Source organism: Novosphingobium sp. (assembly GCF_041915465.1).
GTDB lineage: Bacteria > Pseudomonadota > Alphaproteobacteria > Sphingomonadales > Sphingomonadaceae > Novosphingobium.
Map to the genome: position 1 here is coordinate 1 of NZ_JAYSBK010000088.1, position 12,979 is coordinate 12,979.

The window sequence follows — 12,979 nt, forward strand, 5'->3', positions numbered from 1 at the left end:
GCCATGAACCGTATTCTGCTTGCCCTTCTGGCCCTGTTCGCGGGCATCGCCGCGCAGGCCGCGCCTGCCCAGGCGCGGATCGGCGGGGGCGATACCGAAATCGGTTCGGTTGAAAGCGCGCGGGGCTCCACCCGCAGCCAGGCGGCACAGTCCGCTTCGGCCGATGCGCCCGCGAACCGCCAGGAACGGCGCGATCGCGAAAGTGGCCGGGTCCAGCCCTCGCGGCCCACGGTCTATATTCCCTCGGTTTTGTTCGGCGCCGACCGCGCGTTCGAATAGGGCGGCCTGCTGATCCGCCAATGCGGCTGCGTGGGGCCAGTGCGCCCCGCTTGCGGCCATCTGTCATACCCCATTCAAAGTCAGGAATTTCCGCATGATCGGCGCAATCGCCAAGGCCATTTTCGGCTCGTCAAATGATCGTTACGTCAAGTCGCTCGACAAGATCGTCAAGCAGATCGCGGCGTTCGAGCCCACGATTTCCGCCCTTACCGACGAAGAGCTGCAGGCCCAGACCGCCAAGTTCCGCCGCCAGCTGGAAGAAGGCAAGAAGCTCGACGACATCCTGCCCGAAGCCTTCGCCACCGTGCGCGAGGCGTCGAGCCGCGTGCTCGGGATGCGCCATTTCGACGTGCAGATGATCGGTGGCATCGTGCTCCACCGCGGCGAAATTGCCGAAATGCGCACCGGTGAGGGCAAGACCCTGGTCGCGACGCTGGCGGTCTATCTCAACGCGCTTGAAGGCAAGGGCGTACACGTGGTCACCGTCAACGACTACCTTGCCCGCCGCGACGCCGAATGGATGGGCCAGATCTACAAGTTCCTCGGCCTGACCGTGGGGGTGATCGTCCCCAACCTCAATGAAGAGGAACGCCGCGAGGCCTATAACTCGGACATCACCTACGCCACCAACAACGAGCTTGGGTTCGATTACCTGCGCGACAACATGAAGCATGAGCGCGGGCAGATGGTGCACCGCCCGTTCAACTTCGCGATTGTCGACGAAGTGGACTCGATCCTGATCGACGAAGCGCGCACGCCGCTGATCATCTCGGGCCCGACCGACGACAAGAGCGAACTGTATGTTGCGGTCGACGGCATCGTGAAGCAGCTCGTCCCCGAGGATTACGAGGCCGACGAAAAGACCAAGAACATCACGCTGACCGAAGACGGCGTCGAAAAGGCCGAACGCCTGCTTGAAAGTGCAGGGCTGCTGGTTGGCTCGAACCTCTACGACATCGAGAACACCCAGGTGGTGCATCACCTCGACCAGAGCCTCAAGGCGAACGTCATGTTCAAGCGGGACATCGACTATATCGTCAAGGACGACAAGGTCGTGATCATCGACGAGTTCACCGGCCGCATGATGGACGGGCGGCGCTGGTCGAACGGTCTGCACCAGGCGGTCGAAGCCAAGGAAGGTGTCCGGATCGAGCCGGAAAACCAGACCATGGCCTCGATCACCTTCCAGAACTATTTCCGCATGTATCCCAAGCTGGCCGGCATGACCGGTACGGCGGCGACGGAAGCGGCCGAATTCTACGACATCTACAAGATGAACGTGGTGACCATCCCGACCAACATTCCGGTCCAGCGCGTCGACGAGGAAGACGAGTTCTACAAGAACACGCAGGACAAGTTCCAGGCGATCGCCAAGCTGATCAGCGAAAAAGCCGGCGCGGGGCAGCCGGTGCTGGTCGGCACCGTCTCGATCGAAAAGTCGGAAATGCTGTCCGACTACCTCAAGCAGCTGGGCGTGAAGCACAACGTGCTCAACGCGCGGTTCCACGAGATGGAAGCCCACATCGTCGCCCAGGCGGGCCGGCTTGGCGCGGTGACCATTGCCACCAACATGGCCGGGCGCGGTACCGACATCAAGCTGGGCGGCAACCTTGAATTCCGCATGGAAGACGAGCTCAAGGACATGCCCGAAGGCCCGGCGCGCGATGCCGCCCTCGAACGGATCAAGGCCGAGATCGAGGCCGAGAAGGCACAGGTGCTGGCCGCTGGCGGGCTTTGCGTGATCGGCACCGAACGCCACGAAAGCCGCCGCATCGACAACCAGCTGCGCGGCCGTTCGGGCCGTCAGGGCGACCCCGGGCTGTCAAAGTTCTACCTCTGCCTCGAGGATGACCTGCTGCGCATTTTCGGGCCGGACACGCTGTTCGCCAAGATGATGAATTCGAACCTCGCCGACGGCGAGGCGATCGGTTCGCGCTGGCTGTCGAAGGCGATCGAGACCGCGCAGAAGAAGGTCGAGGCGCGCAATTACGACATTCGCAAGCAGGTGGTCGAATACGACGACGTGATGAACGACCAGCGCAAGGTCATCTACGAACAGCGCGCCGACATCATGGATTCCGAAACGGTCGACGACGTGGTTGTCGACATGCGCCACGATACGGTCAACACGCTGGTCGGCGATGCCTGCCCGCCGGGATCCTATCCCGAACAGTGGGACATCGAAGGGCTCAAGGCCCGCACGCTTGAAGTGCTGGGGCTCGAGGCGCCATTCGACGAATGGCTGGCCGAAGACGGGATCGACCCCGAACACATCGAGGAACACCTCTCCGCCGCGGCCGACGCCAAGATGGAAGCCAAGATCGGCCAGGACGGCGCGATCTGGCGGCAGGTCGAAAAGCAGATCCTGCTCGAACGGCTCGACCATTACTGGAAGGAACACCTCGCCACGCTCGACGCGCTGCGCCAGGTGGTGTTCCTGCGCGCCTATGCGCAGAAGACGCCGATCAACGAGTACAAGCAGGAAGCCTTCGGCCTGTTCGAGAAGATGCTCGAAGCGATCCGGCTCGACGTGACGCGGATTCTGATGAACAGCGAACTCAGGATGCCCGAACCGTTGCAACTGCCCGAACTGCCGGAATTCCTAACCAGCCACATCGATCCGTTCAGCGGCGAAAACGACGCGGTCGTCACCCCGGGCGCTTCGGCGATGCTGGGCGCGCTGGGTTCGGGCGTCGCCGCGGCTGGGTCAACGATCGACATTCCGGGCGGGAGCGATCCCTATGCCAACATGGGCCTGTCGCGCAACGCGCCGTGCCCCTGCGGCTCGGGGCAGAAGTACAAGCACTGTCACGGTATTGCCGGCTAAGCCGGAGTAGGGCGCGGTGATCTGGCTGCCATTCGGCTTCTTCGCCACCGCGCTGCTCTATGCCTCGGTCGGGTTTGGCGGCGGATCGACCTATAATGCGCTGCTGAGCCTGATCGGGTTCGATTACAAGCTGCTGCCGATCGTCAGCCTGGCCTGCAATATCGTGGTCGTTTCGGGCAGCATCCTGCGCTTTTCGCGGGCCGGGGCGGTGCCGTGGCAGCGGGCGCTGGTGCTGTCGCTGATCGCGGCGCCGCTGGCCTTTCTGGGCGGGCTGACCCCGATCAGGCAGGCGACGTTCCTGTTCATCCTTGGCCTCAGCCTGGTTGGCGCGGGACTGGCGCTGTTCGCCCCGCGCGCGCCCGAGCTTGATGCCCAGCCGACCGGCGCGGCGCGGCTGATGCCCCTTGCCGTGGCGCCGCTGGGCTACCTGGCGGGCCTCGTCGGGATTGGCGGCGGTATCTTCCTTGCGCCGCTCTTGCACCTCACCCGCTGGGCCGGAGCACGGCAGATCGCGGCGACCACCAGCCTGTTCATCCTGATCAACTCGGTTTCGGGTCTCATCGGCCAGCTTACCAAGAACGGGCCAGAGCGCTTTGCCGAGGCGCTCACGGGCGCGCTGCCGCTGTTGATCGCGGTGGTGCTGGGCGGGCAGCTCGGCAGCCTGCTGGCGTTGCGCTGGCTGCCGGAAAAGGTGATCCGCTGGCTGACCGCGGCCCTCACAATCTGGGCCGGAAGCCGCCTGCTGATCGGTTGACGCGCGGGGGGGCTTACAGGAAGTTGTTTGGCCAGATCATCGTGCGCCACATGTGGGCGGACGGCGAATCGTCGTGGCCGAGCCCTTCCTCCGGCTGGCGGAAATTGCGGCCGATGATGTCGGTGAAGATTTCCGGATCGACCGGATCGGTGTCCTCGAAGAAGTAGAGATCGTTGATCGTGACCACGCGCGAGGTCATGTACCAGCGGTGCGCGCGGGCCACTTCGGCATCGCGGCGAAGGTAGGCGGGCATTTCGTAATCCGCGCCAAAGAACCGGTCGTAGCTGACCGGGTAGGCGTAGTTCACGCTCTCGTCGGGGACATAGCGCAGCGCCTGGTGATACTTGATCGCCCAGGCCACTTCCTCGTCGACATAGGGCGCGACGATCTGCGCGCTCCAGTAACCATGATCGGGGCGCACCAGGCAGCCGTTCGAGATGTCGTGCAGCATGCAGGCCATCACGATCTTCTCGTCATGCCCTTCCTTCAGCGCGCGGTTGGCGCTGGCGAGGAGGTGCTGAACGGTGAAATCGTTGAAGCGCAGCTTGAAGAAGTCGATCAGCGTCGGCCGCTCGGGCATGCGGGGCAGGGCGGGATTGTCGCCCATCATGAACACCGCCTTTTCCGACAGGCGCCCCAGCATGCCGGGTTCGGGATCGGGCGTGTCCGTGCCGACCCAGGCGATCGGCGAAGGGCAGATGATTCGCTCACGCCCTTGCTGGGGCCAGGGACGCGATTCGCCGGCATTGGCTGGGTGCATGCACATGCCGAGTAATCTGGCAGGTCGGAACGAACCCGGCAATGCCTGCCGATCTCCGGATTAATTCAATCGTTTTATGCGCTTAGTTGAAAATACCGAGGGCGGAAACAATTGCCGTCAATAAGCTTGTCAAATTGACTGACGTCAAAGCCGCGCGGTCTTGTTGGTGTAACCATAGTTACGCTAAGTTGCTGCGTCCGGGCTGGGATCGGGCAAAGGCACCGAAACGCTTTCAGTTGAGGGAGGAATCTATGAAAAACAGGATATCGCGTCAGGCTCTGTGCATCGGCGCATCGGCGCTGGCGATCTGCATCGCCGCACCGGTTGCAGCCCAGACCGTGGCGATCAACGGCGGCGCACTTTTGCCAAATCCCCTGACCACGCTAACGCTTGAACTCTATTCCGGCGGCGTGACGGCGACCGGCACGAACCCCACGGCAATTGTCGACAACCTGAACAACGGCGAAGTCGCGCAGGTCTCGGAAGATGCGACGCCGGCCTCGCTGACGAACGGCGGCACGGTTGAAATCACGGCCAATGCAAGCGGCACCGGCACGGCCACGGCGACCGTGGGCAATACCACGCCCGATGTCCCCGCGACCGGGGCCTATCAGTCGGCCATCACGCAAAAGCACCTGCTGGGCGATGTGGAAGGCGCAACCTGGGATGCCTCTGCAACGCTGGTGAATACCGGCGTCACCCGCGTTCGCGCGATTGCCTCGTCGAGCGATGGCAACGCAACGGCGGCCGTTTATGGCGGGATCGCGCAAGTCGCTTCTGTCGAAACCAAGGGGCGCTCTGCAACAGCGCTGATGAACAATAGCGGGACGGTGGAAGTCAGCGCGGCGGCAAGCGGTGCTGGCGTGGTCTCCGCCGCGGTCGGTACGGGCGGTGAAACCGGTTCGCCGGCCATTCGTCAGTTCGTCTTTTCCGCCAAGAGCCCCGATGCAATCACCACCGGTACCGGCACGATCACCAATTCGGGTCAGGTAAGCATCACGGCCAGCGCGGCTCCCGTGATCCCAGGGACGATCAGCGCCACCGCCAAGGTTACCGGCGGTGTGGTCCAGCAGATCCAGGCCACCGGTCGCGGCAACAGCAATCTTACCGGGACCGTCAACAACAGCGGCACCTTGACCTTCGACGCGACGGCCGGGGTTGGACCGGGCACCGCGCTCACCGCGACAGCTTTCGCTACCGAAGTGTTGACGCAGCGCGTTCAGGCCAATGGCGGCGGATTGCAGAGCGATCCTACCACCGGCTGGAACGATGTGGCCACGCTGGCCCTCAACAATACGGGGACGATCAACCTCACGACCAATGCGTCGGCAGTAGGGTCCGCCACCTCGCTGATGGGCGTAAAGCTTACCCCGGCCAATTTCGGGCAGTACGCAGATATCTACCCCAACACCTACGGACCGAACGGGGTGGGTGTCGGCACCATCAACCGCTATCAGCTGTTCGGGGTCGATAGCCCCATCATCAGCGAGCATGGGGTGATTTCTCAGCGCGGGCAGGCCAATGGCTGGGGTGACGACGTCTCCAACGTGACGTTCACCAATGCCGCGGGTGCGCGCATCAACGTGGTGTCCAATGCAACCGCCGCCAACCCGGCCGGCGATGCCGTGGCCCGCAATGCTGCGGCCGGCCTGATCGTCCAGAAGACGCAGGCCAATGGCACCGGCAACGATACGGCGACTGCCGATCTGACCAACGCGGGCCGGATCGACGTAAGCGTCAATGGTTCCTCGACCGCGACGGAGGGGGATGCCTATGCGATTTCGACCGTGAACAACGCGATCGTCCAGGTCGCCGAGGTTACCGGTCCGACCAAATACTCGCTCACCGGCGGAACCGGTGGCACCGGCGGTGGCGGCGGCGGCACGACGCCGGCCGTGGATACGGGGAGCGAACCGACTTTTGGCTATTACACCAATATCGGCACGCTGACCTTCACCAACGCTTCCAGTGGCCGTGTCGATCTGCGTTCAATCGCGACGGTTACTGCCAATGGCGGCTATGGCGAAGCCCATTCCTACGTCGATGCAGGCCTGCTCCAGACTGCGCAAGTCGATGGTGGGACGCCGGTGGCAAGTTTCAACAACAGTGGCAGCTTCCTGGTGCGATCGACCACGACGGCATCCGGTATTGGTGCCTTCGCAACCGCAGGTACCGCCAACCTGGTGCTCGATGTCGGCTTCCCGGTTGATGAGGGACGCCTTCCGACCGCGCACGATGTGGTCGGCGTCACCCAGGTGCTGCTTGGCAAGAACACCGATGCGCGCTTCGCCAATTCGGGCACGCTGGGCGTCACGGCTTCGGCCACCGCGAATGGCGGCAGCATCGGGGCTGGTGCGTTGGCATCGGCGGCGGGTTACCGCGTGACTGGCGAGCCGGTGGGGGTCACCGTTTCGAACAGCGGAACCGTTAGCGTTTCCGCCTCAGCCAATACCTCGGCCGGTTCCGAAGCAGTCCGTCTGGGCAATGCCCTGGCCACCGGTATGGGCTTCTATGCCAATTACGAACCGCTGCCCGAATTGCCCGATATCGTCCATGGCGGCGATAGCGGCCAAGGCGGTGGCCAGCATCCGCCGAGCGACGTGGAAGAAGAACCTTCGATCCCGACCTACGCCCTGACCGGCACCGTGACCAACAGTGGCACGATTGCGGTTTCGGCCCAGGCCACCGGGGATGCGGCGCTGCCCGATGGCGAGTTCATGCTGCCCGGAAGCATCGTGTCGGGACAGACGCTGTCCGTCGGCGCGACCGCAGTCGGTGTGGAGTTCGTCTCGGCCTCCAACAACGTGACGATGCAGAACCTGGGTACGATCAACGTCTCGGCGATGACCAACGGCGCACCCGCTGCGGCCTATGGCATCCGCGTGCTGGATTACGAGAACACCTGGAATGTTCAGGCTGGCGAGGGTGACCTCTTCACGCTGATCAACAACGGTGGCTCGATCATTGCCCGCCAGAGCACCGACATGGGCGCGACCTGGGATCATGGCCTGGCCATCGATACCAGCCTGGCACCCAACCCGGTCGCGATCCGCTTCCTCGGCCAGAGCTATGTCTATGGCGACATCGACATCTCGGCCGCCGATACGATCACGATTGCCGGCGGCGAGACCCGCCTCGATGGCTTCATCAATCCTGATGAGGCTCTGCAAGGCAGCCTCACGATCAAGTCTGGCGCAACGCTCTATCTGATGGATCCGCGCAATTCGAACCCGAATTACGATGGTCCGGCGGGTGGCTATGTCCAGAGCTTCACCCAGGAAAGCGGCGGCACCCTGGCGATCCAGCTGCCGACCAGCCCGTACTCGAACATAGTTCACGATGCCGGGCTCCGCTCCGCTTCGGTCGGCACGCTGAGCACTCACACGGTCTATCCGCAGATCATCACCAACACCGCCTCGCTCGGCGGTACGCTGGAACTGCGGCTGTCGACCCCGAACGGGCTCTATGACGACCTGTACTTCTACAACAACGTCATCGATGCCAACACGCTGACCGGCCAGTTCGCCAATGTCGTCACCAGCACGCGCTCGGCGCTGCTGACGCCGACTGCCGCTTACGACACCGGAAACAACGTCGACGTCACGCTGACCCGCGTCGCCTTTGGCGCGGTACCTGGGCTGACCTTCAACCAGACCGCCACGGGCAACGCGATCGAAGCGGTCTACAATCCGGGTCAGACGGGTGCCTATGGTACGTTGCTTGCCAACCTGTTCCTGCAGACGGCGGCAACCTATCCGGGCGCGCTGGACCAGATCTCGGGCGATCAGTACGCGGGTTATGTCCAGGGGCTGCGCAACACCAGCCTGCAGACTTCGACCCTCGTGTCCGACCAGCTTGACTGCGCGATCAGCAAGAAGGGCATCGACATGTGCAAGGATCCCGAAGGGGGCCTGCGGATGTGGGCGCTGGGCGGGTTCAACAACGCCAAGGTCGATACCGACGTCAATGCGCCGGGCTACAAGAGCGATAACTACTTCGCGCTGCTCGGCCTCGATTACACCACCGGTGTCTTCACCGTCGGTGCGTTCGGTGGCTACCGCAAGACCAAGTCGAAGTTCACCCGCAACAATGGCCAGATCGACGCGGACGGCTATCAGCTCGGCCTCGTTGCCGGGGTCGATACCGGGTCGTTCTACCTGCGCGGCAACGGCAGCTATGCGGCGCTTGACGGCACCAGCACCCGTTCGATCTCGGTCGTCTCGACCGTCGGCGTGGCGATTGGCGAGCCCAAGATGCGGATCTGGAACGCCTATGGCGAAGCCGGCGCCCGCTTCATGCTCGGCCAGTCGGCCTGGCTGACCCCGTTCGTCGGTGTCGACTACACCAAGGTGAAGATGCTGGGCTTTACCGAAACCGGGGTGGCTGGCGCCAACCTCCAGTTCGGTGAGCAGAGCCAGCACCAGACCACGCTGCTGGCCGGCTTCAAGCTGGCGGGCAACCTGGGCGGAGTGATCCCCGAAGCCAAGGTGGCCTATCGCCATGACGACGGCGATCCGTTCTTCACCACCACGGCGCGCTTCGTCGATGCGCCGGGTGCCAGCTGGTTCACCGTGCGCTCGCCGGTGACCAAGCAGGACTCGGTGATGGCGGGCTTCAGCCTGGCCGCTGGCCTGACCGATCGCCTGACCGGTCGGATCGGCTATCAGGGCCGGTTCGCAAGCGGTCTGAACGACAACGCGGTCTACGGCTCGCTGGTGCTGCGCTTCGGCGGTGCGGAAACCCCGCCGCCGCCGCCGCCGCCCCCGCCGCCCCCGCCGCCGCCCCCGCCGCCGCCTCCGGTGGTCGAGGCAGCCCCGCCGCCGCCGGTTTGCGCCAAGGGTCCTTACATCGTGTTCTTCGACTGGGATAAGTCGGACATCACGCCCGAGGCCGCGACGGTGCTCGACTCTGCGGTGGTCGCTTATGGCAACTGCGCAAAGGTGCCGGTGATGGTCGCGGGCTATGCCGACCGTTCGGGCAAGCCCGCCTACAACCAGGGCCTGTCGGAACGCCGGGCCGCTGCGGTTGGCACTTACCTTACCAACCACGGTGTCGATGCCGCGGCGATCACCACCCAGGGCTTTGGCGAAAACAATCCGCGTGTGCCGACTGCCGATGGCGTGCGCGAACTGCAGAACCGCCGGGTGGAAATCACCTACGGTCCGGGTTCGGGGATGTAAGCCTGATCGCGCGATCCCAATCGGATCGATACCTGACGAAGGGGGCGGAGCAATCCGCCCCCTTTGCATATGCCGGCTAGCTGGCGGTCTTGCCCGTCGGGATGCGTGCCTGTTTGACCAGCAGAGCCAGCTCGGTGCGGTTCGTCACGCCCAGCTTGTCATAGATGCGGTGGAGCGAAACCTTGATTGCGCCCTCGCTTACGCCAAACTGCTCGGCGATCTCTCGGTTTTTGGTTCCGTCGCTTGCCGCCAGGGCGATCGCCTGTTCGCGTTCCGATAGCTCGGACAGCGCCAGCTTGCCCGATGAGCGATCTGCCCAGGCCCGTGCGCGCTCAAGTGCCGGGGGTTCGAAATAGGGTTCGCCGCGCAGAATGGTCTCCACGGCCTCGACCAGGTGAGCACCTGCGGATTGCTTGAAGATGATCCCGTCGGCGCCGGCCTCGATCAATGCGGCAAGATGCGCGTCGTCAACGCCCGCCGTCAGCAGCAGTACCGGCAGGTCGGCCCCGCCTTTGCGCAGTTCGGTGAGGGTGGCGATGCCGTCCAGCACGGGCATCCAGACGTCGATGATCGCCAGGTCGGGATCGAATTCCTTCACCGCGTCGATCAGCGCGCGCCCATCGCCCACGGCGGCCGAGACAAGAATTCCCGCCTGCCTGAGGACCGCACTCAGCCCTTCGTTCACGATCGGGTGGTCGTCTGCGATTACGACGCTGGTCATGCGGGCCCTACTCCGGGGATGACAATCGACAAGGTGGTGTCGGACCCGCTCGTGCTGATGTCGAGCGTTCCGCCCAGGTGCTGCACGCGTTGCGTTATCGAGCGCGGGAACGGGGCCTCTTCGCTGGCGGGAAAGCCCCTGCCATTATCGATGATCGTCATGCGGACTGTGTGTCCCACTATTCTGGCCTGAACCCTGGCACTGGTGGCATTGCCGTGGCGCACGGCATTGGCGATGGCTTCGCGCAGCAGCAGCTCGAATTCATGGGCAAGCGGCTCCGCAACCGTCTGCTGGTCGCTGGTCATGTCCAGCGTGATATCGATTCCCCATTGCCGCCCCAATCGCGCGAGCGTCTCGGCGATCGTCGCGCCAAGGTCGCACTCGGAATTGTGCGGGGCGGTCTCGTGAAGGCGGCCGATGATCCGCTGGACGTTGCGCTGTTCCTCGTCGAGCGATTCGTGCAGCAGGCCCAGTTCGGCGGCAATATCCCGCCCCTGGGCCAGCTTTGCCCGAAGTACGCCAAGCCGCAGGGATTCCCCCGCCAGCGTCTGGACCACGCTGTCGTGCAGGTCGCGGGCCAGCTTTTCGCGCAGGTGGGCGATCTCAGCGGCCTTGGTCATCGCGTTGATCTCGTGCCGGTCCAGCGCCAGAGCGATTTCCTGGGCGATGACCGCGGTCGGACGCAAGTAGTCCGGAGACATGGCGCGGGAGCCGATCAGCACCAGTGCCCCCTGGCCGGCCTCGGCGCGGATCGGAACCAGCAAGCCCGTCGGCAGGTTCAGAAAATCAGCCAGCGAAAGCGGGATTCGCCCGCGCCTTGCCTTCAGGCTTTCGTGCCGGCTTAGCACAAGGTTGCGCCCGCGCAGCCGATCGAACAGGACCGCATCGCAAGGGTAAAGGTCGGAAAAATCGAACTCCTCGGGGCTGACCCGGCGCTGGCTTTCGCCAAGGGCTCCGCTGGTTTGGACGAAGGCCCAGGGTTCGTCTTCGGGCATCCAGACCAGCCCCAGACCGGGCGCATCGATGTGGGTTTGCAGGTAGGCGGCGATGATCGAAAAGCGCTCTTCCAGGCTATCGTCAATCGACCAGTCAAGCCGTTCGGCCCGCGGTTTTCCGCGCGAGTGTCCAAACCAGATCACGAGGGTCGCGATAACCAGCATGAAGGCAAGCCGCCGACCGAACCAGTGCGGGTCAAAGTAGGCATCGGTCATGACTATGGCGATGCCGGTCAGGCAATAAATGCCCAGCAGCGCGGCCGCAACGGCGATCAGGCGCCACTGCTGCCAGATCAGGGTGCCGGTCACCAGCAGGAACACGAACAGCGCCATGAACGGGCTGATGGGGCCACCGGGGCTGCCTTCGATCAGGAACAGCACGGCGAAACTGAAGATCGCTTCGAGCGCGAAGCTGACGATCCTGAGCTGGTGGTCGAGCCACCAGTCGCGCCAGGCGATCACCGCCATGATCAGCGCATAGGCAAAATAGCCCATCAGCATGCCCATGCCGAGCCGGGTTGAACCGAAAGGGTATTCCGGATCGGCGAGGGAGGTGAGCAAGAACGTCCCGGCGAGCGCGACGCGGCAAAGCGGAATCACCTGACCGGAACGGAATTTCAGCGCGTTGTGCAAGGCGACCTTCCCGGATGCACTTCAGGCTGACGAGTGCGCTTTCGGACTTGCCCGGTCAAGGAGAAAGGCCCGGTTTTCCGCCAATGTGAGGAAGGAAATGGCTCCCTGAGTAGGATTCGAACCTACGGCCGCTCGATTAACAGTCGAGAGCTCTACCGCTGAGCTATCAGGGAGCAGTCCTTTCGGACAGGGGTGCGCCTATAACAGCGCCGCCGCGTTTGGCAAGTCGCTGCGCGGCAAAAATATCAGTAGTGGAACTGTTCCGCGAAAATCCGGTCTTCCAGCGTCTTGCCGGGGTCGAAAAGCAGGGTCAGCTGGCGTTCGCGGGCCACCTTGACCTGCACGGCCAGGATGTCGCGCAGTTCCTTCTGGTCGGCCACGGCCGCCACCGGGCGCTTTTCCGGTTCGATCACCGTGAAGTCGATTTCATAGTGATCGGGAATGATCGCGCCGCGCCAGCGGCGGGGTCGGAACGGGCTGATCGGGGTAAGCGCCAGCATGTTCGAGCCAAGCGGCAGGATCGGGCCATTGGCGGAAAGGTTATAGGCCGTCGTGCCCGCCGGGGTCGCCACCAGGATGCCGTCGCAAAACAGTTCGGGCAGGCGCACCTTGCCGTTGACGGCCACCTCCAGCTTCGCCGTCTGGCGCGTTTCGCGCAGCAGCGAGACTTCGTTGATCGCATAGGCGCTGATCAGTTTGCCGGTGCCCGTGGTCGCGATCATTTCCAGCGGGGTGACGGCCAGCGGCTTGGCCCTGCTCACGCGCTCGATCAGCGAACGGCTCGACTTGGGCTTGTTCATCATGAACCCGACGGTGCCGTAGTTGAGGCC

General features: G+C 63.8%; 8 protein-coding genes and 1 tRNA gene. 4 read left to right on the forward strand and 5 right to left on the reverse strand.

What is annotated here, in order from left to right; translation table 11 throughout:
- The 3 genes from ACE3SN_RS13240 to ACE3SN_RS13250 all read left to right on the forward strand — a co-directional run.
- A partial coding sequence (locus ACE3SN_RS13240) for a hypothetical protein (protein ID WP_374530743.1) occupies positions 1 to 279 on the forward strand: 279 nt, incomplete at its 5' end.
- A 94-nt stretch (positions 280 to 373) separates the two neighbouring features.
- Complete coding sequence (secA, locus tag ACE3SN_RS13245; RefSeq protein WP_374530745.1) at positions 374 to 3,106, forward strand: preprotein translocase subunit SecA; 2,733 nt, start codon at positions 374 to 376, stop codon at positions 3,104 to 3,106.
- Between the two features lie 16 nt (positions 3,107 to 3,122).
- A complete protein-coding gene (locus ACE3SN_RS13250; protein WP_374530747.1) occupies positions 3,123 to 3,860 on the forward strand; it encodes a sulfite exporter TauE/SafE family protein in 738 nt (245 codons plus the stop codon).
- 13 nt (positions 3,861 to 3,873) lie between these two features.
- Here ACE3SN_RS13250 and ACE3SN_RS13255 read toward each other — a convergent pair whose 3' ends face one another.
- A complete protein-coding gene (locus ACE3SN_RS13255) occupies positions 3,874 to 4,626 on the reverse strand; it encodes an HD domain-containing protein (protein ID WP_374530749.1) in 753 nt (250 codons plus the stop codon).
- A gap of 3,911 nt (positions 4,627 to 8,537) precedes the next feature.
- On the opposite strand from ACE3SN_RS13255, the gene ACE3SN_RS13260 reads away from it, so the two are divergent.
- Positions 8,538 to 9,800 (forward strand): autotransporter domain-containing protein, encoded by a 1,263-nt coding sequence (locus ACE3SN_RS13260; protein ID WP_374530757.1) that lies wholly within the window; start codon positions 8,538 to 8,540, stop codon positions 9,798 to 9,800.
- 76 nt (positions 9,801 to 9,876) lie between these two features.
- On the opposite strand, the gene ACE3SN_RS13265 is transcribed toward ACE3SN_RS13260, so the two are convergent.
- From ACE3SN_RS13265 to ACE3SN_RS13280, 4 genes are all read right to left on the reverse strand, one after another.
- Positions 9,877 to 10,521 (reverse strand): response regulator, encoded by a 645-nt coding sequence (locus ACE3SN_RS13265; protein WP_374530751.1) that lies wholly within the window; start codon positions 10,519 to 10,521, stop codon positions 9,877 to 9,879.
- Positions 10,518 to 12,077 carry a sensor histidine kinase gene (locus ACE3SN_RS13270; protein WP_374530753.1) on the reverse strand — a complete coding sequence of 520 codons (1,560 nt, stop codon included), beginning with the start codon at positions 12,075 to 12,077 and terminating at the stop codon, positions 10,518 to 10,520. Before ACE3SN_RS13270 ends, ACE3SN_RS13265 begins: the two co-directional genes overlap by 4 nt.
- A 170-nt stretch (positions 12,078 to 12,247) precedes the next feature.
- A tRNA-Asn gene (locus tag ACE3SN_RS13275) sits at positions 12,248 to 12,322 on the reverse strand.
- A 72-nt stretch (positions 12,323 to 12,394) separates the two neighbouring features.
- The coding region (locus ACE3SN_RS13280; protein ID WP_374530755.1) for an NAD kinase at positions 12,395 to 12,979 on the reverse strand (585 nt) is incomplete at its 5' end.

Excerpts from the sequence above, each read along its gene's own strand:
- secA (WP_374530745.1), top strand. The coding sequence starts at position 374 with ATGATCGGCGCAATCGCCAAGGCCATTTTCGGCTCGTCAAATGATCGT.
- ACE3SN_RS13255 (WP_374530749.1), bottom strand. The coding sequence starts at position 4,626 with ATGTGCATGCACCCAGCCAATGCCGGCGAATCGCGTCCCTGGCCCCAG.
- ACE3SN_RS13260 (WP_374530757.1), top strand. The coding sequence starts at position 8,538 with ATGTGGGCGCTGGGCGGGTTCAACAACGCCAAGGTCGATACCGACGTC.
- ACE3SN_RS13265 (WP_374530751.1), bottom strand. The coding sequence starts at position 10,521 with ATGACCAGCGTCGTAATCGCAGACGACCACCCGATCGTGAACGAAGGG.